Source organism: Halobacteriovorax sp. RT-2-3 (genome assembly GCF_047085075.1).
Classification (GTDB): domain Bacteria; phylum Bdellovibrionota; class Bacteriovoracia; order Bacteriovoracales; family Bacteriovoracaceae; genus Halobacteriovorax_A.
In genome coordinates this window covers 909,195-933,487 of the sequence record NZ_JBKIYF010000002.1, presented here as the reverse complement: position 1 = coordinate 933,487, position 24,293 = coordinate 909,195, and the positions used below count along the sequence as shown (strand labels likewise).

The following is a 24,293-nucleotide window of genomic DNA, read 5'->3' as shown; positions in this document are numbered from 1 at the left end:
ATTCGTTTAATAACTATCCTCAAAACCTAATTTTTATTCAGATACCTGGCCTAAGTGAAGAGCATATGGGCTATTTGCACTTTAAGAACTTAAATTATACAGCAAAGACTGAGCTCGAAAATTATGCGTGTTTCGGTAAAATGTGGTCGTATAATATGATGACGATTACTCCAAGTGTTGAGGATCAATTACTAGCGCAGATTAACGGTTACGGTTTGGCTAACCAAACATGTGAAAAATATCAAAGAAAGTCTCTTTGGGATGTATTTGTAAACTCGGGCTATAGTAACTCTGTTATCTATCGCGGTGAATCTCCTAACTTAGCTGCTATTAATAAGTGTAATGCTAATTTTTACCAAAATACTCGATTATTTATCTCAGGTGGAAAGGCCGTAAAAGAAAGCAAGGCATTTCACTTTCAAAAGTCGAGTGATTATAAAGTTGGTGAAATTTATAGTGATCAATCATGTCGTGGACAAAAGTGTTTTTCGAATACGATGAATCTATTTGAGCATGTCTTTGATTCAATGAATGATTCTAATCGTAGGTTTGTTAATATCGTAGACTACGACCTTTATAAAATTTTGAAAAAGCAGGATGCAAAAGAATTTGCAAAGTATATGTCTTACCTTAATAATTTTCTGACCCAAGTAAGAAAGAAAGTAAGCTCGACAAACGATTACTTAATCGTTGTAAGTTCTGTTTCACCTAAGGCCATCGATTGGCGTAAAGTTAATAGTAAGTGGAAATCAATTTCAATAGCTTCTAATAAAGATTCTCAACTGATGGCCCCAGTTTGGGCAGATGGTGCACTTGCGGAAAATTTTTGTGGAATTTACTTAGAGTCTGATTTGAACAGCCGCTTCTTCTGGAGATCAGAAGAAACGACTCTGCCATTTTAGTGAAGGCTAAGAATACTTGAAACTTCTTCTTTTGTGATTAGATAGGCTGTTTTGCAGTAATCACATTTTGTTTCAATTGAAGCATCGTTGTGGAATACATCTGCAAATCCACTTGAGCGAACGACGCCTGCTACACCTGTAACCATGCGGTCGCGAGAGCAGTTACATTTGAATTTAATTTCTGTCGACTTTAAGAAATCAAAATCAAGTCCTTCAAATGCTTTTTGAATTTCGCTTTCTTCATTTAGAGCTTGTTTGAAAATATTATGAAAGCTTGTTTCATTTTGTTTGATATAGTCTTTCAGGCTCAACGACTCGACAATCTCTTCTTTATCTACATTGACTTCAGGAAGCTTCGTTACAAGCATTACCTGGTCACTATCATCGCTAATGATAATTTTTGATTTCATTTGATATGATTTATCAAAAAAGTCATTCATAATTTCTTTAATTGAGCGGTTCTCAACATTGATAATACTCGAATAAGGAGTCTTGCTATATGGAAATTGCTTTACCGTTCTAAGCTTTCCTGTAATTTTTTCTGGTATTGTTGGGAGCTCTTCTGGGAAGATTAGTGTTCTAAAAAAACCAGACTGATTCATTTCTAACTTGTAGCGAAAGTAAGGAGAGTCTGAATCAATAAAGATTCCCATATTTTCTTGAGGCTTTAGAAAATTAATTAGAGGTAGTATTGAAAGTGTGCAATCTCTAAAAAATCCAAAACCTTGATTATTGACACTGTGAATAAGTGCAAGATCATGAATAACTTTTTGACCTTCTAAAAAAGAAATTGCGAAGGTTTTCTCTTTATTAATGAAGTTGAATAGACGGCTTTCTTTAATCACAGTAAAATTCTCCTTGTAGGCGCTTTATATATCGTTTTTTGCATAAAGTGTCATTTAAAAAGGGTAATGTTGCGTGTTAAATCTTTATTTATATAAAAATCATTTTGATGAGTTATTTGAAGAAAATGAAAATATAAAAAGCTGGCAGATAGTCTGTCCGTCTCCCCAGCGTTCAGATTTATATCGTGATTATATTATTCGCAAAGGCCATGCTAGAAATACTGAGACAATTACAGTTGCAAAGTTCCTATCTGATCACCTGAATTTAGATGATGAGCAAAAAAAGCTATCTAAGTCTGAACTTATGGTAGACCTTTGGACTTTTTGGAAGTCTTCGGTAAATGATGATTATGAAAAGTTTCATTTTTGTTTTGAGCTCTTTACTGAAGTACGTTCATTTGATCTAAGTGGTTCATTAATTGAAGAATTAAGTCAGCTGGCCACTCTTGAAAAAGACTGTATCGCTGGACTGATGAGATTTCACACTTATTTAGAAACATATAATATTGTTGATGAACAAAAGTCTTACCAATTAGTTAGTGAAAGTTTTAGACCACAAGAAGACGTTGGTTATATTTTTATTGGCTTTGATCACTTAAATGCAAATCAAATTGATATGCTTAAAGAGATGGGAGAGAAGGCCAGTGTTTATATTCCTTTTGAAAAATCTATTTTCAACCAATGTGATAATAAAATCTTTTGGCCTAACTGGGTAGAGTTAGAGCAGATAAAAGAAGCACATGAGATCGAAAGCATATCTTGTGATTATATTTCTATTCCTTCTGGAAGAAGTGCTGAGTATTTAAGTGATCTAATTTCTGGTGAAAAACAAATTTTAAGTTTTTCGAATGGACTTGACCTGACTCAAGTAAACTCGATTCTACTCGCACAAAAAAGGTTTAAGACAGACTTTGCACTATTCTTTACAAGTGTTGATCAGTTAATTTCTAAAGTACAAGAACAGTTAAACTTGAATAAAGGTCATTTAAGTGCAGATGAATTAGTTTTGTTCTTAGATAAGCTTGCTCTTACTAATATGAACGAGAAGAGCTTTATGCTTTTAAAAACTATTTTAGCATTTAAGAAAGAAGTCTTAAGCTTTAGTGAGAAAGCTACGGTAAATGAAAATATTTATAATTCTGATTTAAAGCTATTGAAGGAAGTCCTAGGTCTTAACCTCCCAAGAACATCAGTTGTTAACATTTCGATGAAAGATACTGGTGTGATTGGAACAAGAGATAACTTATTCACTAGTGAACGTGCAGATAATCAATATCTATATATTTCGAAGGACGATTTGGGAGCACTAAGCTCTTCTCAAAGGTTCTCAAATGATGTTCTCGTTATTTTTAGTGCATTTGGTCCATTACAAAGTAAAAACTTAGATATTATTATTTTAAGAAACCAACTTCGACGCTTTATTCAGGGAGGCGGAAACCTAATTTTAGAAGAAGGGCTAACGCATGGGAGTTCAATTGCTGAAAATCTTTTTGAAGGTGTTGAATTAAATCCAACCCATGCCCAAGCAAGTGAACGTAAAAGCTTCGGAACTATTTATAGTCAAAAAGCAGCTATACCTGAAAAATTATCACCATCATTTATTCAAACATATATTGATTGTCCGAAGAAGTGGCATTTAAAATACGCTCAAGGTGTCGACCTCGATGTTTCTTCTTCTGCCTTTATTGATCGACGTTATATTGGGACAATTAATCACAGTGTGATTGAATCTTATCTTGAGCTTCATAATCAGTATGATCGCGGAATTCTAAAAGAGCTTATTGCAAATACCTTTAAGCGATTTATCGATGAGAAGTCTCTACTACCTGAAAAGATCGATATTGAAAGCCTGAAACTTTCAGTAGAATCCTACTGTAGTGGCATTATTTATAAACTTCTTGAAATTAAGAATGAATCAAGTGTTGAATTCTTTTTCGAAAGAGATATTTCAAAAGTTAATGAAAAATATAAAGGGTCTATCGACTTAATTATCAAAGATGGTGATGATTATTATATTTACGATTTTAAAACATCTGGCGGGGCCGTTCCTACTAAAACTGATATAAATGATTTTCGAAAAATTCAACTTCTTGCTTATTATGAAGCATGGGGTGTCGAGCATAATCTAAAAGGTGGTGGCTATCTTTGCCTTGAAAACTTGAAAGATTCAATCTTTGTTGGTGAAGAAAAGTTTTTTAATGAATTTCACTCTAGAACAAATAAAATAGAAAGTTATAAAAAAGAAGAGTTTAATGAGTTTATGAATGAAACGATGGTTTCAATGAGAAGTGCACAGTCGTGGCCGGCAGCACCACTAAACTCAGGAATATGTACCTTCTGTGTTGCAAATCCAATTTGTGCAAAGGGTGGGGATAAGTAATGGCCATTCAACTTAATTCAGAACAAGAAAAAGCAGTAATGCATAATGGTGGAGTCCTACTAAATGCTGGAGCTGGTTCAGGTAAGACTAGAGTTATCATTGAGCACTTAGCTTACTTAATCGAAAAAAAGTACGATGCTCTTTTTGAGTCTGCACATCCTGATATTCTAGGGCAATTAAAGTCATATCTTTCTAAAATTGTAGTAATGACATTTACGAAGGAAGCTGCTGGAGAGTTACAATCTCGTATGTTTGATCGCTTTTCAAAAGTCGAAGATGTTACAAAGAAGAAAATTATTGATGAGGCCCTTGAATCACTTGGTATTTCTACGATTCACAGTTTTTGCCTTAAGTTGATTAAACGAGGTTATATTTTTGGTGCTCCAGCGAACCTCGATATTGTTGATCGTTTCAAAATTAATGTGAAAATTGAAGAGTTAACAAAGCAATGGTTCTCTCGAAATCTGAATAATCAGAAAATAGAAATATTTTTAAAGAATATTGACGCTCTAATTAGCTCGATGCAATTTGTGTTTGCAAGTCCTGAGCTTAGGTTTGAGTGGTCAAGTATTGATGTTAATGACGTCTCTTTTGATGAAGGCGAATACTTCGATAATATATTGAGCTTACTTGGCTGTAATGAAGTCTTTAATAATCATTACTCTAGTAATACTTACTCCGATGAACATAGTAAAAAAGCATGGTGGAAGCACTTAAGCGCATCAGAGTCTTTTTTCTTATCAAAGAATTATAGTTGGAATAATATAAAACGTTTTTGTGAGATTTATAAATCAAATAAACCGCGAAAAGCCAAAGGAATCCCTTTGGAAGTTGGAGAGCTAATTGATCAATGTAACTCTCTACTAAAGTTTTATGATAAAGAATCTGAAAACTATGATGCCTTTTTTGAGAATGAAGGGATATATCTAGAATGGTTAACTTTATACAAAGAACTGTTTAATTATATAGAAGAGTATTACTACAATTATCCAGGAATCGACTTCTCTGATATTGAATACCTAACTCTAAAGTCGTTAGAAGAAAGTGAAGAATCACGTAGGCTTTGTCAGGAGAATTTCGATTATATTATTGTCGATGAATATCAAGATACTTCTCCTGGGCAGTATCAAATTATTAAGCATGTTATCGGTGAGAATTTCAATCGATTAATGTGCGTAGGTGATCGCAAGCAAGCTATCTATGGATTTAGAGGTGGAGAAATTGCGGTATTTAATCAAACTGAAAAGGTAATTCCTCAAAACCTTTACATGTCCAATAATTATCGCTCAGAGGAAGCTGTTGTAAATTTTAACAACCAATTCTTTGAAACAATATTTGGATTAGGCGAAAAATATCAAGGGCACGATCAGTATAGTGTAAAAGTTGATTACCAAAACTTTCCAGATGTTAAAGAGTCCGGTCTTGGTATCGTTAAAGGTCATAAAGTTAATCTCGAAATCGAGTTAGAGAAAAAATCTTCAACAACTTATGACAATATCGAAGCAGGTGCTATTTGTGATCTAATTAAAAAGAAGCAAGATACAAATCCCGATGAAGAGATTTGTATTCTTTATCGAACACTTGCACCTTCAAAGCAATTAATTTCAAACTTGATGGCAAGTTCTATTCCATTTGTTGCCCAAGTAAAGATTCCTTACGGGGAAGATCCTCTCGTTATTATATTTAAGGCCTTTGTTAACTTCTTAATTGAGGGAGTTAAGGAAGGAGCCGACGAAAAGAGACTTCATGCAATTGCTCGATACTACAACTTTATAATTGAAGGAGTATGTAGCCATTACTATGACTCATATCAAAGTGTTGATGTAACAAGTCTTATGAAAATGAAAGATACTTATATTAATAGTAATATTGAGTATGCCTTCTGGTCGTTTGTATTTGATTTAGGCTTATCAAGTTCTGCCTATAAGAATAATTCTGAAAAAATAAATGGAATTATTGGTGGTGCTAAAGGTGATATTGATCAAATTTATAAAATCCTAAAATCTTTAGAGAAGGACTCGTATAGTGCTAGCTTCTCTTATCTTTCACAACCAAAAGTTAGAATTATGACGACTCACGCTTCAAAGGGGCTTGAATTTGATACGATAATTCTTGGTGGTATTCATACTAACGGCCGTACAGTTGTGGATAAGTCTAAGTTTGGTGCGCTTCCAGGAGCTTTATCTTGGAGTGCAGATATAAATAGTAAAAAATTAAACTCATCTCCAAATCTAATTCTAGAGAAGCTAATAAAAAAACAAAAAGAATTCTCTGAGTCAAAGAGACTTTTCTATGTGGCCTGTACAAGGGCCGTGGAAAACATCGAATACTTTGATATAAGTATCAATGGCGAAGATGTAAAACATTCTGACAATAGCTGGATTGTGCCACTTCGAAATTATCAAATGAAGTCAGTAGAGATTGAAAGTTTTGATCTTAAATACGAATTGGAAGAAGCAATACGTCCACCTATATATTTTCTCGATCCATTAGGAGTTAAGAATATTGATAACTCTGTAGACATTGGTCTCATCTCTGAACTTTCAGTTACAAAACTATCTGAGTTGGCTTTATGTTCAAGAAAATTCTATTTAAACCAAGTCTTAAAACTTGAGGATGATTTAAAAGAATTCTCAAAAGAAAAAGAAATCGCATTGCCTCACGTTCAAGGTGTTTCTGATGTTGATCGTGGTAACCGTCTTCACTTTTTAGTTGAAAATCTTATTAAAGGTAGAGATTTAAAATTTAATAATACAGAAGAGGTTGAAATTGTCGGATGGGTAGGGGATACAATTAAAAAGTCTTCACATGACAAAATTTTAAGTGAGCATCAAATAAAATTCTCTTTTTTTGGTCAAATGATTACAGGGATTATAGATGGATTGCTTTATCAAAATGGTCAGGTAGTAGAAATTTGGGACTTCAAGTCAGGACTCATTGATGATGATAAGCTGCGCTCATATTTCTTTCAATTAAAAACCTATGCTTATGGTCTACTATTAGTTGGCGAACAAGTTACTGAAAAAATTAAGTTAAAGGTACTAGCTCTTGATCAAAAACGTGTCATTGAAGAAGAAATTTCAATGGCCGTGCTTGAAGCAAACCTATTTGAAACGTGGAGAACTCTTACTGATTTAGTCGGGAAAAGAATAACTCACTGTTCATCATGTACGTATGGAAATTTATGCCACCAATAAGCGACTTAAATTGTAGTTAACATCTTATGTTAAAATAATCTCTGTAAATCCAACTATTTGAAAGGCAGGACGCTAAAATGATTAGGATGATCTTTGTATTATTTTTAACTTTTATGACGATTAAGACTTTCGCCGCAGAAAGTGATCTCTACAATTTTTCATGGCTTGATAAAGATAAAGAAATTTATGTACTTCAAAACCGTAAGTTTAAAAAACAACAACGCTTTTATGTAAGTGGTGGCTTTGGTAAAACACTATCTGGTGCGTTTGTTGATTCAACTTCTATGCAGTTAAGAGGTGGTTATTTCTTTACTGAAGAACTTGGTGCTGAATTTATCTATGCTTCTAATTCAGGTGAAGAGAATGATACAGCAGCTTCTGTTAGAAACAGTAATGGTGGTGGAAGTGGTTCAATTCCATTTAGAAGAATTGTAAACGACTATATTGGTGTAATGGCAACATGGGCGCCTTTTTATTCGAAAATTAATACATTCAATTCAATTCTCTATGTTGACTGGATCTTTGGTCTAGGTTTAGCAAAACTTAATGAAACAAATAATGGCCCTGAAGTTAGAGCAGGTTCTCCAAACCCTGGTTTAACAATAGATGAGTCACACACTGGTCTTATGTGGGATGTTTCAACTAAATTTTATATTAATCAATCTTGGAGTATTAGAGCAGATATTAACGGAATTCTTTATCAAGCTGCACCAGCAAGAGAGTCTGGTTCTGAGAGTGATCAATTATATTCAAATATTGATCTAACTTTCTCTGTTCAGTTTGACTTATAAAGGAAGCTATTGTGTTTAAGAAAGCGCTTATAACATTTCTAATATTGAGTCAGGCATACGCACTTGAGTCAATTTGGACTGATTTAACAAAATCAAAAAATCGTATATCTCGCTATCCGAATATTATTAAAGAGCTTATAGATAAAGAGATGTACCATACGGCCGTTCCTTATGTGAAAGAGTATTTAGTTACGTATAAGGGAAGGACGAATAAGAATTTTGAATATCTATTTGAACAAGTTGTTTCAAAGGTAGGAGATAGACAATTTATTCTGTTGCCTGAAAATTATCTTCAAAATATTGATTCTCCAACTCTTAAATATTTACTCGCTAAAAAGCAGTTAAAGAGAAGAAAGTATAAAGAAGCTCTTCAAACCTTAAATGGAACTATTCCGGCATCACATCCTGTAAAGCCATTTGCACTTCACTTAGAAGGTGTTGCATTTACTATGCTTAGAAGTTTTAAGGCCGCAGTTGGATCATTTGAGAACTGTGTTGATCAGTCGACTAGTAGTAGTGACGAAGTTCGTGCAAGACAATTACAAATTAATCAGGACTACTGTCTTGCTGGTATTGCAAGAGTGAAGTATGAACAAAAGAAATTAGATGAGTCTGAACTTGCTTTTATTGATGTAGATAAAAGATCTTATATTTGGCCTGAGCTACTAATCGAAGAGGCTTGGAATAGTTACTACAAAGGTGACTATAATAGAACACTTGGGAAACTTGTGACATATAAGGCTCCAGTTCTAAATTATATAGTTAATCCAGAAGTTAATGTTCTAAAAGCACTTAGTTATTTTAAGCTATGTTTATATGATGATATGTCTAATATCATTGATGATCACTATAAAGAATTCGATAAATCAAAACAAGTAATCGATCAAATGCTTGCTAAGAAGCATTCTTTAGAATGGTATTTTAAATTCATTAATAGCTATGTTGATGGAAAAAAATACTATGATCCACTAACAAATAAGCTACTTGAGAATGTAAGAAAAGACCCAGCGTTTTTACAACTGTATCAAAGTTATAAAGATGGCCTTCGTGAAATTAAGACAATAAAAACAGTTAGAAATAGAAGATTAAGAAAGATTTTAGCTATTAACTTAAAAGACTCTTTATTTCTTCAACAAAAACTAATTGGATCTTATGTTAAGAAGGTTTTTAAGCTTAATTCTGCACAATTAGAAAAGTCATTTATTGGTTTAAGTTATTTAAGACTTGAAGCACTGAATGCAAGAAAAGCACGTTTATATAGTGGTATTACAGATACCGGAGCAAGAGGTGATATTAAGTACCTGAAAAGAAACTCGAAGCAATACTTTTGGTCATTCAATGGTGAGTTTTGGGCCGATGAGTTAGGTGACTATGTATTCGCTCTTCGATCGGAGTGTCAAAAATGATTAAGGTTTTATTATTTGCAACTCTTATAAGTTTTAACTCTTTTGGTATTAAGCTTAATACTAAAAGAGATCGTATTGTTTCAGTAATCGATATGGAGCTTAAAGAGCTTGTGCGTATGAAACGATACACAAAGAACGATACAATGCTTGATTTGCGTATGGCCGAGCTTAATTTAGAGAAAGGGCGAATCATTCGTGAACAAGAAAATGAAAATTTCTTTAACTTAGATATAAAAGACAAGAAGCGTATTGATCGAAAGAAGTTTTTTGCTGAATCTAGCGCATACTATGATAGAGCTCAAAAAATTGGATTGTCGATACTTAATAAGAAACCAAACGCTAAGGCACGCTCTCATATCTATTATATCCTTGCTTATAATGAATTAGAAAATGTTCAAATGGATAGAGCAAAGTCTCTTTTCGTAAAATCTGTAAAATCAGCGCCAAAAAATGATTTAATCGGAGTTAAGTCTCGTCTTGCACTAGGTGATATCTATTATCGAGAAGGTGACTTCAGTAAATCTAAGAGGTATTACGATACTGTAATTTTTAAGATTAAAGATGATAAGTGGTACACTAAGTATCTTTACAATCTTGCTTGGTCTAACTTTAGAGTTGGAAATAAGAATACTGCAATTAAGCAAATGAAGGAAGTTCATAGTCTGTCGAAAAGTCCTAAATATATCGACAAAAAGGATATGGCCGGACGTGATGTTGGTTACTTCTATGCTGATAAAGGCGATACTAAGAAGGCCCTACAATTCTACCAAAATGAAAAGGGAACACCTGAAAAGAATTTTTTCGATATGGGAATGTTTCTTCTTGATAAACAGAAATATTCTCAAGCTGCGGGAATGTTCAGATCTGCATTTAATGGAAAGAGTGAAGAGTACAAAGCTAAGGCACTTGTTCAACTATTACAAATCTATGATAAGTACAACAATAATAAGAATTTTCTTGTTTATGCGCGAACAATTACTAAAACAAAGCTTAATCCAGAGCAAAAGAAAGAGGCGCTGTTTTATGTAACAAAACGTGCTGCACATCTTCAAAAAGAATTAGGATTGTCTCATAATAAGAAGCGTCCAAAAATTATGAAGTTTAAAGGACGTATTGCTGCTGAATTATACTTTATTTCACAAGAAGTTGATCCTAGCTTAGGAGAGAGAGCTCTGTTCTATGCTGGTGAGTCTTACTATGCAGCTTCTGAATATGATCAAGCACTCTTTATGTACGATAAGGTTATCTCTTCTGATAAAACTGATAATGTATACTTTAAGAGATCATTAGCAGGTATGATTGTCGTACTAAATGACAAAAGAACTTCAGCTGGAATTAGAAAAAAATATTTTGAGAAAGTATTCTCAACGTATATCAAGCATGAAGATTCAAAGCCTAAGAAGAATAAAGCTGTTGAGAAGCTATTCTCTTACTATGTCGATGAAGAGAAAGATGCTAAAAAAGCACAAAATCTGTTTTTTGTTTATGCTAAAGAGAATCCAAGAGCAATTTCAAAAAATGAGGCAATGATTGGACGTATTGTCGATCTTCATAAATCACAGAAGAATAAGTCTGAGTTAATGGGTTTTGTTGGCGAACTTAAGTCTACTGGAATACCGCTAAGAAGAGGGTTTATCACTCATTTGAATAAAATTATTCTTGTCGCTCAATTTTCGGATATTCAAAAGGCAAATCAAAAAGGTGATAAGGTTACGGCCTTGAAGGGTTACCTGTTCATCTATAAAGATAAAGAAAGTACGCCTGAAGCTAAAAGGAATGCAGCATACAATATTGCTGTTCTTTTCTATGAGTCAGGTAATATTGATTTAATGACTAAGTGGCTTGATCGTGCAATTGAAGAAATGCTAATTTCTGAAATTACGAAATTTTATGAATCGTTCAATAGTATTATTAGTGAGTTGTTCCTAAGACAAAGAGTTGATCATGGTATGGCCCTTACTCAAAAGCTACTGTCAAAAACTTGTTCTTTAAATGATAAGAGTAAAGAAGGTTTATTAAAGAACTATATAGTAATGGGGCTTGCAACCAATAAAGATAGTGCTGCAGTGAGCTTTGTGGATTCACAATCTAAGTGTCGTTTTAAAAATACAACACTATTATCTTCTTACGAACAAATATTTGATTACTATATCGACACTAAACTGCTCGATAAGGCGGATGCCATTTATCGTCAACGTCTAAGTGCCTACACGACAAACCTATATAAGAAGTCTGAGTACGTAGGGAAGCTGTCAAAGTTATCAAGAACGCAAAAGAACACTTCACGTTATGCAGGTGAGTTATCTTATATTTATAATAAAGTTAAAAAGAAGAAAGATCTTGCAATCGAAACTATTGATGAAGTTGCTCTTATGGAAGTTGATAAACTTGAGAATGACGTGAATAACTTCAATTCAATTGGACTAAGCTTTCCTGAAAATACATTTAATAATACGATGAAGCTCAAGTTTAATCGTCTAGATCGTATTCAGGGAAAAGTTGCTCGTATCGTAGCGATGGGCTCAGGAGAGGCAATGGTTAAGAGTTATTCACTTTTAATTAATTCGTTTGATCGCTTCTCTACAGATGTCGGTTCATTCTCTCCTGAGGGCAAGTCTCCAGAATATATAAAGTCGTTTAAGGCGAGTATGGCCAATGTTTCGGCCAATCTTGCAACTAAATCAAGACAGCTTAAAAGAGAGCTAGATAATTTAATCAATAAGAATGACGTCTTAACAGTTAACTTTGGAACACTATCTAGACAAGGCTTAGGGCTACCTTCGATGTCTGGAGCCGTTCTAATGGATAAGAGGGGGAATCGTTAATGAAGTACTTAGCTATTCTTTCAATGCTATTTATGGTGTCTTGTGCATCTTCTAAAAAAGGTTCAACCCAACAGTTAGAAGATGGTGAGCAAATTGAAAATCTTACGAATGCAGACTTTAAACCAAAGAGTCAGATTCGTTATAATGCAGAAGCTGATTATCATCTCATTAATGATCTGGTTGATGACGTTCTAGAAGATGAGTCACTTGATAAGGTTGACTTAAATAAACTTGAAGAAATCGATTCAAAGAAGACTGGGCTTGTTGGCCTGTGCTACATGGGGAATACGAAGGAAGGTCTATCTCAGCTGGATGCAATGTACGAAAAGTATAAAGCCAATCCTTCATATTGGAATCAGCAGGGGATTTGCTCATACAAGTCTGGAAATAAGAGGCTTGCAAAAGTTTACTTTAACAAGGCCGTAGCACTTGATGATAAATATATACCAGCGATCAATAATATCGGTGTTGTCTATATTGATGAAGATAAAGATGCAAAGGCAATTGCGGCATTTAAGCAAGTACTTATTCTGAAGAAGAATAATAAAACAGCAATGTTTAATCTTGCAAATATCTATATCAGATATGGCCTATACTCAAAATCAACTTCACTGTTGAAGCGACTTTATTCTGTTAATAAGAATGATCGTGATGTTATTAACTCATTAGTTTATTCATATCTTTTTGATGCTAAGCCAAAATATGCTTATACAATTCTTAAAGAAATGAATTCTGATTATATTGATATCCCAAGTCTAAAGATCGCTCTTTACTATTCTTTAAAACAACTAAAGAGTGATCACGCTGTGACAATACAAAGTGACTTAGACACTACCGATATGAATGCTAAAGACAAGGCCTTCTATCAGCAAGTTAGGAAGATGTAATGATGAAAGTTTTATTATCAACGATGTTACTTTTATTTACGACACAAACATTTGCACAAAAGTCTGTAAAAGAAAAAGTAGTTTATAAGTATAAGAAGTTTGAACAGTTTAATCTTGAAGAGATTAGCGTTGACGGTGAGCTTGGGGCACCGGGAGAGATTACGGTCTCAAATCGTTATCTGCGTCAGTTCAAAAATAAATTACCTTCAAAACCAAACTTTCATTTAGAAATGATGAAAGGTTTGGATCGTATACGCTAGGAGTAGAAGTGGATCAAGGAAGATCATTTTATTTAAAGGGTAAAAAAGATATTCGCCTACCTCAAAAGAATCGTATCATCTTAGGAGCAAGTGACTCTTGTGATGTTCGTATGAGAGGTGCCGGTATTGATGATATCCATTGTCTTATCGAATTTTCTGACAAAGTCTCGATCTATAGTATGTCTTCTTCTAAGCCGGTATTAGTTAATGGCCAGGAAGTTGTTACGATGGAACTAAAGGGTGGTGAATCAATTACAATTGGTAATTACTCATTTACTTTTGACTCGTCATCAAAACTTCCTCCTCAACAACTAATTCACCCACAGGAAGTTGTTAAGAACTTACCAAAGCAACCTAAGTTTAATGATGAGCGCATACGTAAGGATGAAGAGTATCAGGTAAATTACCCTTTAAGTATTGATGATAACGTAAAGTTTTCAGAATATATCTTTGAAGAGCCAGATGAAATTTATCCAATCTTTAAATATAGTATTGATAAGGAAGCGGCCGAAGTTATTATCTTATTTAATGGAAAGATTGTTTCTCTTGATTATATTCCACATAAAGATGGAAAGTTTTATTTAGTTGGTGCTAACGCTCGTGGAAATGATATAGAGTTTCCATATCTAGGTAAGAAAGACAAGGTCGAACTTTTAGATATTAGAAAGAATGATGTCGCAGTTGGGAAGATTCCTGGTTTTGAACATCGTACTTTTCTAAATAATAAAAACGCGAAGAGCTCATTACGTCGTGATGATATTCACATTTTCGAAAAAGATAACTTAAAGGTTTTTATTAGGGGTACTGAAGCTCCTCCAATTGTAAAAACGGCACCTATATTTAGACGTGATAAAGAACTAAGAAAATATCTCATCTTCTGTTTATTATTCTTTATTGTTTTTGCAGCAGGAATGATGAACTTTAAAGTCGATAAAGAAATTGAAAAAGAGAAAGTTCCAGAACGTATTGCCAAGATTCTTTACCGTCCAAAACAGCTTCGTGTAACAAAGAAGAAGAATGTTGTTAAGAATGAAGTAAAAAAAGAAGTTGAAAAGAAGGCGCCAATTAAGGAAGCGGTTTCAAACGTTGAAAAACCACAAAAAGTAACGAAGAGTAAAGGTGATCCTAAGCAAAAGTCGACATCAACTCCAAAGAAAGGAACTCCTCGAAAAGGAAAACCAAATAATAAGGCAGTTGTAAGAGAGACTAAGAAGAAAGCTTCTAAGCCAGCTCGTACAACGAATAAGCAAACAACTGTTAAAAAACTTGCTACAAATAGAAAGAGTCGTGGAAAAGTAGATGTATACAAGTCGACATCATTTACTTCTTCAATGAACTCCCTAATGGCCAAAGGTGGTGCGCTAAATTCATTTAAGGCCGGTACTGGTTCAAGTGAAAGTTTTGCAGATGATAATTCAGCACTATCAACTGGAGACTCTGCACAAATTCAAAAAGCTGATGTAAAGGCCGAAGTTGGATCTTTAAGTAGTAAGACGAGTGGTAAACTTTCATCTTCATTTGGTACAGATGGACTTGTTCAAAAGAAACAAGTTTATATAGCAGGTGTTCCTTACCGTGAAGTTATTTTAGGTTCAATGGATCGTAATGACATTATGAGAATTCTGATGGAGAACGTTCCTCAGTTTAGATACTGTTACCAAAAAGAGCTTGATGTTCAACAAAAAGGTATCTCAGGTGTACTTGGTATGGAGTTTGTCATCGGTGCATCTGGTAACGTAACAAAAGCAAGTGTCGCTAAAGCAGATAAAGGCGTTCCTATAAGTGTTAAAAATTGTGTTGTTAATCATTTGAAAACAATACAATTCCCACGCCCAAAAGGTGGGGCCGAAGTTGGTGTTCACGTACCACTTAATTTAAATTCAAGCGCTTACTAAATTCATCTCAAATCACTAACGCCCCTTGTTGTAAAATAAGGGGCATAATTTCAATAATTTAATGAATCCATTGTCATTATCACCAGTAAATGTTCAATCATTGTGTTGTGAATGCTACTATCTGATGGGAAAACATACCGAAAAAACACGAGGTTTCTAATGAAGATTGTTAAACTTTTATTAATGTTATTAACACTTTCTGTATTTGCTAATGATAAAGGCCTAGAGATTGCCAAAAAAATGGATCAGGCAAACAAAGGCTATATTGGTGATACATCAACGATGGAGCTTGTTTTAGTTGATTCAAGTGGTGTTGAAATTGTCCGCGAAATGCTTGGTGCTTCTGGCGAATTCAATGGTGTTGATAAGAGCTTAATGGAATTTAAAAAACCATTAGATGTTAAAGGAACGAAACTACTTACTTGGACTTGGAAAGATGAAAGAGATGATGACCAATGGTTATACCTTCCATCTTTAAAAAGAGTTAAGAAGATTAACTCTCGATCTAAAGGTAGCTCTTTTATGGGTTCTGAATTCTCATTTGAAGATATCGGTGGTCAAACAATTGAAAAATACAATTACAAGTATCTTAAAGACGAAAAAGTTGGTGGTCAAAAGGTATGGGTTGTTGAAAGAGTGGCAAAGGCCAAAAGTTCTTATTCAAAAGTCGTACTTTACGTCTCTCAAAAGTACCTAGCTCCTGTTAAGTCGGAATACTATAACAAAAGAAATGAACATATTAAGACTTCTTCTATGGAAGATTTTAAATCTTACACTGTTGGTAAGAGAAAGATGTGGCGTGCAAATAAAATTGTTATGTTAAATCTGAACAACAAAAAACAGTCGATATTCAAATGGAAGAATAGAGTTATTGGTAAGGCCGTTAATGAAGGCGATCTTACTAAGAGGAAGTTAAAGTAAATTGAAAACGCTAATATACGGATTAATTACAGGTGCACTAACTCTATCAAGCTTACAGACATTAGCTGATGGAAGAGGTGAAGTTTCGTTAAACTTTAGAGGCTATGTCGAAGATGCTACAACTCTTTTAGGAGAAGACCAGCCTAATGAATTGGCTTTCGTTAAAGTTGCCCTTGAAGACAGGGGTGATTGGAGTGGCTGGGAATATAATCTATCTCTAATTGGCCGTGCAGACGAAAAGTATCAAGATAATAGCTACGTTGATTTTAATGAGTTTAATATTGGACGTAGTTTTGGAAACTGGCAGGCTTCTGTTGGGCAGCATATGTTTATGTGGTCGCGACTTGAGGCATACCATGTTGTTGATGTCATCAACTCTCGTATTAATGATGGAAATATTGAGCGTTTTGAAAAGTTAGGTGAAACTTCTGTTGTATTAAGTCATTATACTAGTATTGGAACAATGAAGTTTATCTATATGCCTTATTTTAAGGAAGCATTCTATCCAGATTCTAAAATGCGAATCTTTGACGGGCTTAGTCCGCAAAAGCAAAATATTGTAAAAGGTAATACGATTACAAATTCCGATGAAGACAATCAATTTGATCAATTTGCTGTTTACTATGCTCATCAGTTTGGTGATTTAGATTTAACAGTATTCGCTATAGATCATATTGATCGTACAAGACCTATCTTTGCAGCAGCTTCTGTACCTGATCTTCTTGCTGGTAATATTAACGCTTACTATCTTGATGTCGTTGACTATGGTACTGCTGCTACTTACTTTTGGGGTGAGCAGACTTTTAAATTTGAGTATCTCTACTCTGATTTTAACGTCGATGATTCGGTTTCTATTCTTGATTATACTGGTGGGCAAAGAGAAATCTTTAATTATCAATTAGCATCTATTGGCCATGAGTATACATATAATTACGATAACAATTGGAGTTCTGGTTTTTATACTGAATATCAACGTGTTCTAGGTGTAGGAAAAGATAAGAGAAGCCAAGCTCAAATTTTCCAGAATGATCTTTTCATTGGTCATCGTCTTGCTCTTAACGACGCATACTCTAATGAATTTATGTTGGGTCTTTATATTGATCTTGAAAGAGCAGGGGAGACACTTTACTACCTAAGCTATGAGCGCCGTCTAAATAATGCATGGAAGATGAAGTTGAACTTTCGTGGTGTAACTATTGGTGATGATGCAAAAGCTGACAATCGTGGACTCTATGTTCTTGATGGGGATGACGAGTTCGGAGTTACGTTAACAAGATTTTTCTAGTTTGAATAAAAAAAGGCTCCGAATGGAGCTTTTTTTATTCTACTCTTGTCCTAAAACAACGAATTTATACTGTTGAAACCCTGCCTCAGCAGCAGTGTGCATAAGCTTCTTAACATAATTATACTTAAGAGATTTATCGATTACTAAATTAACAATACCAGAGAATTTCTTAGCATTTGGAGTTGATTTAGCAATATTTTCAATCTCTGTTCTCTTCGCAACTAGCTCGTTATATAGAGGAAGAATAAGTCGTCCGCCTTGTGAGTAGAGTTGCCCTTTATATGTCTCTGTATTATGAACTTCTTTGTCATCAACCCAAATGATTTTAGGAGATACCTGAACCACAACACCTTGCTCATTAATTGACTTCGATACCGAGTTCGGAATAGTAATATCTTTTGGGATATTTAAGATCACGCCAGTAGTGTCATAACTTCTAATTAAGAAAACTAGCAGGATAACAAGAATATCAAGAAGGGAAGTGATATCAATATCAAATGGTTCCTTCTTTCTTCTGATTCCTCTATTTCTAATTGAACGATTTCTCATAATAAACCTGATTCTTTATTTCTACGATTGTGTATCGCCAAAAATAATATTGTTAAATAGCTCAAGAACTTTTACATCCTGACCATCTCTCTTTGTCCAAACCTCTGGATCTGTTTTCTTGATATCACGAACAGCATCCATAATCTTAATGAGCTCTTCATAAGAGATATTTGCATTTGGAATAAAGATAACTTCTTTCTCATCCACATATTGCTTCTTAAGATCAATTAACTTTTCTCTTAACTTAAATAGGTCGTATTCACCATCAGCTGTTTTTCCTGCTGAGAATATTCTCCTCTCATTTGGTCCAGAGTGAAGGCTGATATTACTCGCATTGATTTTAAGCGTAAGATCAAGTCTTTCTTTTTGTTGTTTTGGTGGAGTAGAGTTTGAGATAATTGGAACATCAGATCCAATTTCATAAATTCTAACGAAGTTTGCTGACATTAAAAGAAAGAAGATAAAGATGAAGACCGAATCTAAAATTGGAATTAGATTCAGTCTCTCAACTTTCTTATTCTTATATTTTCGACTCGGTTTTCTATACATAACTACTTACTTTCTTCTGTATTTAAAATATCCATTAACTTAACTGAATACTCATCAATCTCATTGATGATCTTCTCTGACTTAGAACTTAAGAATGCATGAATGATCATAATCGTGATGGCCACAAGTAGACCTAGGAAAGTCGTGTTCATCGCTTGTGAAATACCTTTTGCAAGTAGTTCTGCTTTTTGAGTTGGATCAGCAGCAGCAACGGCAGCAAATGAAGCGATTAGACCTTGGATCGTACCTAGTAGACCAAATAGTGTTGAGATATTTGCAATTAGTTGTAGGTAGTTAAGTCTTAGTTCTACTTTTGGAATAATTTCAAGAGCAGTTGCATCGATTGCATTTTGAATTTGCTCTGGCTTAGCAGAAGCTCTTTCGAGACCACTTCTTAAAACCTTAGGTAGAGCAGCACTTGATCCAGAACATACACGTGAAGCACCTTCAACATCATTTGCCATAATATAGCGACGAAGTTCATTCATAAATGAAGCTCCATCAACATCAAATTTAAAGCTTAACTTAAAGAATCTTTCTAATCCAATAGCTAGACCTACTGCCCAGATAAAGAGAATGATCCACATGAAGATCCCACCGTTTTGAAAAAAAGCAGCGATCGTGTTTACCGATGATACAGCTGTGCCTTCCATTTATAGCTCCTTAAAATTATGTACTAACTTAAGAATATTTTAACTCATATTCGCGTCAAGCACTTGATTTTAAAGACTTGGAATAAACTGCCGATTCTTATTCGTAATTCTTTAGTAATTTTGAGGGAAAACTTGTCGCTCAATTCCCTCTATGAACGTATGAATAATTTTAATATGCATTTCTTGAATACGATCAGAAAGATCAGCTTCAATAACGATAGGGAAGTCCACAAGCTCCTTCATCTTTCCACCGCCTTTTCCAAGAAGACCGACTACTTTCATCCCTTTTTCATGAGCTGATTTTACGGCCTCAAGACAATTTGGTGAATTACCTGAAGTTGAGATGGCAAGAAGGACATCTCCTTTGTGTCCATGGGCCTCAACATATTTTGAAAAGATATATTCAAAACCGTAGTCATTGGCCACACATGTGATATGAGAAGAATCTGCGATAGCAATAGCTGGCATTGCTGGGCGGTCTTTACGAAAGCGACCTGTTAGTTCTTCTGCGAAGTGCATAGCATCACACATTGAACCACCATTTCCACAGCTAATAACACGCCCTCCATTTTTTATGGCCACAACCATTTCATTGATCGCTTTCTCCATAGTGGTGAAGTTTTCTTCGTTCGCGATAAATTTTGTTAGAGTTTCTTGTGCGTGATTAAATGCGTGGGAAATGTAATTAGACATAAATTCCTTCTCAAAAAAGAAAAGCCTCTATCGTAGAGGCTTTTATTACATAAGTTCTTCTAAAGACTTCTTAATTTCTTCTTTTGTTTGAACACCAACTAGAGTCTTAGTTGCTTGACCGTCTTTAAAGAAGATCATTGTTGGGATCCCTCTAATTCCGTATTGTTGAGCAAGCTCTCCGTTGTCATCAACGTTTACTTTTAAGATTGTTGCAGTTTCACCAATTTCTGATGCTACTTCGTCAAGTACTGGTCCAAGTGTTTTACAAGGTCCACACCATTCTGCCCAGAAATCAACTAGAACAGGCTTAGCGCTTTTTAGTACATCAGATTCAAAATTTGTTACGTCAGTTTTACCAACAGTACTCATATAATTATCCTCCAGAGCGTATGTGCTCTCTTTAGTCTCAGTATAAAGTTATATATTAAAATCCTATTTTTGGCTATTAATCAAAGTCTATTGACCGATAGACAAATTAACCATTTCTTTACTTAATATCCATTGTTTGGACTAGGTGCAAAAAATGCCTTGTTTTCTAATAAAATTCATAGGATAAGATAGTTATATGGATAGAAAGTACCTCTTAAAGTCGGCCATTAAAGTCGCACGTTATTCACGCATCCTTGCTAAGGCAATTGACCTTTTTATTGTCGTCGTCTTATCACTATTTTTGTATCCGATTGGTATCCTTTTATCGATAGTCTATTTAACATTTGCTGATTCAATTCAAAATGGACAGTCAGTAGGGAAGAAATTTATTGGCTTTAGAGTTATCTCATTAGTTGATGGAACGCCTTGCTCACTAAAACAAAGTTTCATTAGAAATCTACCTTTTATTATTCCACTCGTTTTTGCCATCATTCCTGTGGCCGGTTGGTTTATGGCAGTTATCGTTGGTCTACCTATTGTTGGGATTGAATTATACCTTCTTTACAAGCTTGATTCTGGACATAGGCTAGGTGATGTTATGGCAGATACAACTGTCATGGCCAATGACGACACAATGCTTGCTATCAAAAAGCGCAAAACTAATTGGTTTGAAGATCAAGGCACGCAGGCTTAAGCAAAGACAGTATTGATAATTTCTTCTAAATTACTTTTATCAACTTCGTCAAAGCTTGCAAGTGAATCACTATCAACATCAAGAACTGCAATTAACTTTTCATTTTCGAAAACTGGTACAACTATTTCGGACTGACTCTTTGGGTCACAAGTAATGTGGTTTGCAATAGAGTGAACATCTTCAACAATTTGTGTTTCCAGTGTATGGGCGGCCGTTCCGCAAACACCTTTACCAAAAGGGATTCGAAGACAGCCAAGAGTTCCTTGATATGGACCGACAACAAGTTCTTTTTCTTTAACAGGGTCAACCATATAGAACCCGCACCAGTAATAATGAGGGAATGCTTGTTTTAAAACACAAGAAATGGTGGCCATTTTGGCAATAGTGCTGCTTTCTCCTTCACAAATAGCAAAGATATCTCTTTTTACTCTTTGATAAGTTTCAGTTTTTTGCGCATTGTCCATAACCAATTCTCCACATTAATCATTAACAGATTCAACATAATTGGCTAGATTTATAGCATAAATTGGAGATTATATGTCAAAGAAAAGATTAATCGTCGTCGACGTCAGTAACTTTATATTCCGTGCATTTTTTGCAATTCGCTCAATGAACGCCCCAGACGGTACACCTGTAAACGCAACATATGGTGTACTTTCAATGTTATTAAAAATTATGGCAAATTATAGGCCAACACATATGCTTCTTGCTCGTGATACATCGGGCGGATCTTTTAGAAATGAACTTTACGATCAGTACAAGGCCAATCGTTCAGAACCACCTGAAGAACTTGTTCCACAATTTGCTCTTATTAAAGAACTTATCGATAAGATGGGGCTTTTAAATGTTGCGAATGAAACATATGAAGCCGACGACATTATCGGCTCAACTGTTGTTCAATGGAAAAATGACTTTGATGAAATCTTAATTGCTTCAGGTGATAAGGACCTTATGCAATTTGTCGGCGACAATATCAAGATGCTCGATACGATGAAAGACGTTATCTACGATGAGAAGGGTGTCTTTGAAAAGATGGGCGTTCGTCCAGATCAAATCGTTGATTACTTATCAATGGTTGGAGATACATCGGATAATATTCCTGGAATGCGTGGGATTGGTGCAAAGGGAGCAGCAAAACTACTTGCAGAGCACGGAACACTTGAGAAGTGTTTTGAAGTGTCAGATACGTTTAAAGGTAAAAAATTAATTACAGCTTTTACTGAGCACGTTGAAGATGCAAAGCTTTCAAAAGAGTTAATTAAAATCGTTACTGATATAGATTTAGAATGTAAATCAGAAGATTCTGAAGTTAAATTTTATCCATCAGAAGAACTTCTAACTTTCCTAAAAGATCTTGGTATGAATTCAATGATCAAGAGAATGGAAGACCTTAAGTATCAACTTTCAATTGCTGATGGCGAGGAAGGGGAAGAAGAAATCGCATCTCCTTTCGAACATAAAGTGGTTACTCTTGATGAGTTAAAAGTACTTATAAAGGATCAAACTGCACTTGCTGTACAAACAGAATTTGATAGCGATGATATTCATGCACGAAACTTAATCGCAATAAGTGTTTCTTTCGATGATAACAACTCATATTTCTTAGAAGTAAATGAAGCTAATGAAAAAGAAGTTATCGAACTCATTTGGGGTGATGATAAAAGAGAAGTTTATAGCGAACATTCAAAGAGAGATTATTCACATATTCTACGTCGCGGCCTAGTGTTTAAGGCCCACAACTTTGATATTACTCAGGCTCACTATAACGTAAGTCCTAGTATGAGACATAATATTGAAGTGATCGCTTCAAATGTAAACGTTAAAGTATCTGAGCTAGATAAGAAAACGCCATTTATTACTTCACTTGAAAATAATGAAGCTAAGGCTTCTTATACAGGACTTCGCTCAATTGCTATTTTTAGATTAGCTTCTCAGTTAAAAGAAGAGCTTAAAGAAAAAGAATTAGTAAGCGTTTACGAAGATATTGATAATAAACTTATCCCAATCTTAGCTGAAATGGAATTTGAGGGCGTGCACTTAAATAAAGAATATCTTTATGAAATGGCCGAAGAACTTCAAGTGTCTTTAGAGAAGATTCAAAAGAAAGTTGATTCTTATTCAATGAATGACACAATCAATTTAAATTCACCAAAACAAGTTGGAGAGTTTTTATTTAATGAATTATCGTTTCCTGTTGTTAAGAAAACAAAGACAGGATATTCAACAGACTCTTCAGTACTAGAAGAACTTGATGCTAAAAATATCAATGAAGTCCCTGGACTTATCCTTCAGTATCGTGAGTTAGGAAAAATTCTTTCTACATATGTGAAGGCCCTTCCTGAAATTGTTAATAAGAAAACTGGAAAAGTTCACACTAGCTTTAACCAGCACGTTGCTCAAACGGGACGTCTTTCAAGTGTGAATCCAAACCTACAAAATATTCCAATTCGTTCAGAAACGGGACGTCTTGTTAGAAAGGCATTCATTGCTACACCTGGTAATTTACTTCTTGCAGCCGACTATTCTCAAGTAGAACTTAGAATTCTTGCTCACTATAGTGAAGATCCAACAATGATTAAGGCCTTTAACGAAGACAAGGATATTCACGCGCAAACAGCAAGTGAAATTAACGGCGTTGCACTTTCTGATGTAACAAGTGATGAACGCTCAAAAGCTAAGGCCGTTAACTTTGGTCTAATGTATGGGCAGTCTTCATTTGGTTTAGCGTCGGCCCTCAAGATTTCTAGAAAGGATGCAAAAGCATATATTGAAAAATATTTTGAAAGATTCTCAAAAATTAAAGGCTTCTTAGATGGCCTAAAAGAAGACGCAGAGAAAACTGGTTATTCAATCACAATGTATGGCAGAAAGAGATTCCTTCCTGATATTCATTCTAATAATCGTACGATAAAAGCAAATGCTGAGAGAATGGCGATTAACTCACCAATTCAAGGGACAGCTGCTGATATCATTAAATGTGCAATGATTAATATCGATGCGGAAATGAAAAAACGTGGCCTAAAGTCAAAGATGATTCTCCAGGTACACGATGAGCTTATTTTTGACGTACTTGAATCTGAGCTTGAAGAGATGAAGACACTCGTAAAAGAAGGAATGGAGAATGTTGTAGAACTTAAGGTTCCACTAAAAGTTGACCCGGCCTTTGGCGTAAACTGGTACGATCTAAAGTAA

Annotated in this window: 20 protein-coding genes; 13 read left to right on the top strand and 7 right to left on the bottom strand. The window is 34.7% G+C overall.

Translation table 11 applies throughout. The features are described 5' to 3' along the window. Window positions 1-65 precede the first annotated feature (65 nt). On the top strand, window positions 66-902 hold the full coding sequence (locus ACMAYX_RS10345; protein WP_146037826.1) for a hypothetical protein: 837 nt from the start codon (window positions 66-68) through the stop codon (window positions 900-902). Here ACMAYX_RS10345 and ACMAYX_RS10340 read toward each other — a convergent pair. After that, the gene (locus ACMAYX_RS10340; RefSeq protein ID WP_392993608.1) at window positions 899-1,747 is read right to left on the bottom strand and encodes an Hsp33 family molecular chaperone HslO; all 849 of its coding nucleotides are present in this window, start codon (window positions 1,745-1,747) and stop codon (window positions 899-901) included. The two genes, ACMAYX_RS10345 and ACMAYX_RS10340, sit on opposite strands and share 4 nt — an antisense overlap. Before the next feature lie 73 nt (window positions 1,748-1,820). Here ACMAYX_RS10340 and ACMAYX_RS10335 point away from each other — a divergent pair, with 73 nt between their 5' ends. From ACMAYX_RS10335 to ACMAYX_RS10290, 10 genes are all read left to right on the top strand, one after another. Beyond that, window positions 1,821-4,127, top strand: a complete 2,307-nt coding sequence (locus ACMAYX_RS10335) for a PD-(D/E)XK nuclease family protein (RefSeq protein WP_412471674.1) — start codon at window positions 1,821-1,823, stop codon at window positions 4,125-4,127. Then, complete coding sequence (locus ACMAYX_RS10330; RefSeq protein WP_412471675.1) at window positions 4,127-7,324, top strand: UvrD-helicase domain-containing protein; 3,198 nt, start codon at window positions 4,127-4,129, stop codon at window positions 7,322-7,324. The genes ACMAYX_RS10335 and ACMAYX_RS10330 overlap by 1 nt, the downstream gene beginning before the upstream one ends. A 77-nt stretch (window positions 7,325-7,401) precedes the next feature. Beyond that, the gene (locus ACMAYX_RS10325; RefSeq protein WP_392993602.1) at window positions 7,402-8,115 is read left to right on the top strand and encodes an outer membrane beta-barrel domain-containing protein; all 714 of its coding nucleotides are present in this window, start codon (window positions 7,402-7,404) and stop codon (window positions 8,113-8,115) included. Window positions 8,116-8,126: 11 nt separating this feature from the next. Then, window positions 8,127-9,521: a hypothetical protein gene (locus tag ACMAYX_RS10320; RefSeq protein WP_103217609.1), complete on the top strand. Its 1,395-nt coding sequence runs from the start codon at window positions 8,127-8,129 to the stop codon at window positions 9,519-9,521. Further along, a complete protein-coding gene (locus tag ACMAYX_RS10315) occupies window positions 9,518-12,346 on the top strand; it encodes a tetratricopeptide repeat protein (protein WP_412470403.1) in 2,829 nt (942 codons plus the stop codon). The genes ACMAYX_RS10320 and ACMAYX_RS10315 overlap by 4 nt, the downstream gene beginning before the upstream one ends. Next, the gene (locus ACMAYX_RS10310) at window positions 12,346-13,233 is read left to right on the top strand and encodes a hypothetical protein (RefSeq protein ID WP_392993596.1); all 888 of its coding nucleotides are present in this window, start codon (window positions 12,346-12,348) and stop codon (window positions 13,231-13,233) included. The genes ACMAYX_RS10315 and ACMAYX_RS10310 overlap by 1 nt, the downstream gene beginning before the upstream one ends. Further along, window positions 13,233-13,493 (top strand): hypothetical protein, encoded by a 261-nt coding sequence (locus ACMAYX_RS10305; protein ID WP_103217612.1) that lies wholly within the window; start codon window positions 13,233-13,235, stop codon window positions 13,491-13,493. Before ACMAYX_RS10310 ends, ACMAYX_RS10305 begins: the two co-directional genes overlap by 1 nt. A gap of 8 nt (window positions 13,494-13,501) precedes the next feature. Continuing rightward, window positions 13,502-15,388: an AgmX/PglI C-terminal domain-containing protein gene (locus ACMAYX_RS10300; protein ID WP_103217613.1), complete on the top strand. Its 1,887-nt coding sequence runs from the start codon at window positions 13,502-13,504 to the stop codon at window positions 15,386-15,388. 159 nt (window positions 15,389-15,547) lie between these two features. After that, window positions 15,548-16,309 carry an outer membrane lipoprotein-sorting protein gene (locus tag ACMAYX_RS10295; RefSeq protein ID WP_158246844.1) on the top strand — a complete coding sequence of 254 codons (762 nt, stop codon included), beginning with the start codon at window positions 15,548-15,550 and terminating at the stop codon, window positions 16,307-16,309. Window position 16,310: 1 nt separating this feature from the next. Then, window positions 16,311-17,594, top strand: coding sequence for a hypothetical protein (locus ACMAYX_RS10290; RefSeq protein ID WP_412471676.1), 1,284 nt, complete (start codon window positions 16,311-16,313; stop codon window positions 17,592-17,594). Between the two features lie 39 nt (window positions 17,595-17,633). On the opposite strand, the gene ACMAYX_RS10285 is transcribed toward ACMAYX_RS10290, so the two are convergent. The 5 genes from ACMAYX_RS10285 to trxA all read right to left on the bottom strand — a co-directional run bounded on the left by ACMAYX_RS10285 (window position 17,634) and on the right by trxA (window position 20,407). Beyond that, window positions 17,634-18,143 (bottom strand): biopolymer transporter ExbD, encoded by a 510-nt coding sequence (locus tag ACMAYX_RS10285; protein ID WP_103217616.1) that lies wholly within the window; start codon window positions 18,141-18,143, stop codon window positions 17,634-17,636. Between the two features lie 21 nt (window positions 18,144-18,164). After that, the gene (locus tag ACMAYX_RS10280; protein ID WP_103217617.1) at window positions 18,165-18,692 is read right to left on the bottom strand and encodes an ExbD/TolR family protein; all 528 of its coding nucleotides are present in this window, start codon (window positions 18,690-18,692) and stop codon (window positions 18,165-18,167) included. A gap of 2 nt (window positions 18,693-18,694) precedes the next feature. Further along, on the bottom strand, window positions 18,695-19,345 hold the full coding sequence (locus ACMAYX_RS10275; protein WP_103217618.1) for a MotA/TolQ/ExbB proton channel family protein: 651 nt from the start codon (window positions 19,343-19,345) through the stop codon (window positions 18,695-18,697). 111 nt (window positions 19,346-19,456) lie between these two features. Continuing rightward, window positions 19,457-20,038 carry a D-sedoheptulose 7-phosphate isomerase gene (gmhA, locus tag ACMAYX_RS10270; protein ID WP_103217619.1) on the bottom strand — a complete coding sequence of 194 codons (582 nt, stop codon included), beginning with the start codon at window positions 20,036-20,038 and terminating at the stop codon, window positions 19,457-19,459. Window positions 20,039-20,083: 45 nt separating this feature from the next. Beyond that, window positions 20,084-20,407, bottom strand: coding sequence for a thioredoxin (trxA, locus tag ACMAYX_RS10265; RefSeq protein WP_103217620.1), 324 nt, complete (start codon window positions 20,405-20,407; stop codon window positions 20,084-20,086). Between the two features lie 196 nt (window positions 20,408-20,603). Here trxA and ACMAYX_RS10260 point away from each other — a divergent pair, with 196 nt between their 5' ends. Next, window positions 20,604-21,101: an RDD family protein gene (locus ACMAYX_RS10260; RefSeq protein WP_103217621.1), complete on the top strand. Its 498-nt coding sequence runs from the start codon at window positions 20,604-20,606 to the stop codon at window positions 21,099-21,101. On the opposite strand, the gene ACMAYX_RS10255 is transcribed toward ACMAYX_RS10260, so the two are convergent. Next, window positions 21,098-21,565, bottom strand: a complete 468-nt coding sequence (locus tag ACMAYX_RS10255) for a GAF domain-containing protein (protein WP_392993586.1) — start codon at window positions 21,563-21,565, stop codon at window positions 21,098-21,100. The two genes, ACMAYX_RS10260 and ACMAYX_RS10255, sit on opposite strands and share 4 nt — an antisense overlap. Window positions 21,566-21,638: 73 nt before the next feature. Here ACMAYX_RS10255 and polA point away from each other — a divergent pair, with 73 nt between their 5' ends. Next, complete coding sequence (gene polA / locus ACMAYX_RS10250; protein WP_103217623.1) at window positions 21,639-24,293, top strand: DNA polymerase I; 2,655 nt, start codon at window positions 21,639-21,641, stop codon at window positions 24,291-24,293.

Coding starts and splice junctions, on each gene's coding strand:
- ACMAYX_RS10285 (WP_103217616.1), bottom strand. CDS start 18,143: ATGAGAAATCGTTCAATTAGAAATAGAGGAATCAGAAGAAAGAAGGAA.
- polA (WP_103217623.1), top strand. CDS start 21,639: ATGTCAAAGAAAAGATTAATCGTCGTCGACGTCAGTAACTTTATATTC.
- ACMAYX_RS10325 (WP_392993602.1), top strand. CDS start 7,402: ATGATTAGGATGATCTTTGTATTATTTTTAACTTTTATGACGATTAAG.
- ACMAYX_RS10345 (WP_146037826.1), top strand. CDS start 66: ATGGGCTATTTGCACTTTAAGAACTTAAATTATACAGCAAAGACTGAG.
- ACMAYX_RS10260 (WP_103217621.1), top strand. CDS start 20,604: ATGGATAGAAAGTACCTCTTAAAGTCGGCCATTAAAGTCGCACGTTAT.
- trxA (WP_103217620.1), bottom strand. CDS start 20,407: ATGAGTACTGTTGGTAAAACTGACGTAACAAATTTTGAATCTGATGTA.
- ACMAYX_RS10295 (WP_158246844.1), top strand. CDS start 15,548: ATGAAGATTGTTAAACTTTTATTAATGTTATTAACACTTTCTGTATTT.
- gmhA (WP_103217619.1), bottom strand. CDS start 20,038: ATGTCTAATTACATTTCCCACGCATTTAATCACGCACAAGAAACTCTA.
- ACMAYX_RS10275 (WP_103217618.1), bottom strand. CDS start 19,345: ATGGAAGGCACAGCTGTATCATCGGTAAACACGATCGCTGCTTTTTTT.
- ACMAYX_RS10280 (WP_103217617.1), bottom strand. CDS start 18,692: ATGTATAGAAAACCGAGTCGAAAATATAAGAATAAGAAAGTTGAGAGA.
- ACMAYX_RS10330 (WP_412471675.1), top strand. CDS start 4,127: ATGGCCATTCAACTTAATTCAGAACAAGAAAAAGCAGTAATGCATAAT.
- ACMAYX_RS10315 (WP_412470403.1), top strand. CDS start 9,518: ATGATTAAGGTTTTATTATTTGCAACTCTTATAAGTTTTAACTCTTTT.
- ACMAYX_RS10255 (WP_392993586.1), bottom strand. CDS start 21,565: ATGGACAATGCGCAAAAAACTGAAACTTATCAAAGAGTAAAAAGAGAT.
- ACMAYX_RS10305 (WP_103217612.1), top strand. CDS start 13,233: ATGATGAAAGTTTTATTATCAACGATGTTACTTTTATTTACGACACAA.
- ACMAYX_RS10310 (WP_392993596.1), top strand. CDS start 12,346: ATGAAGTACTTAGCTATTCTTTCAATGCTATTTATGGTGTCTTGTGCA.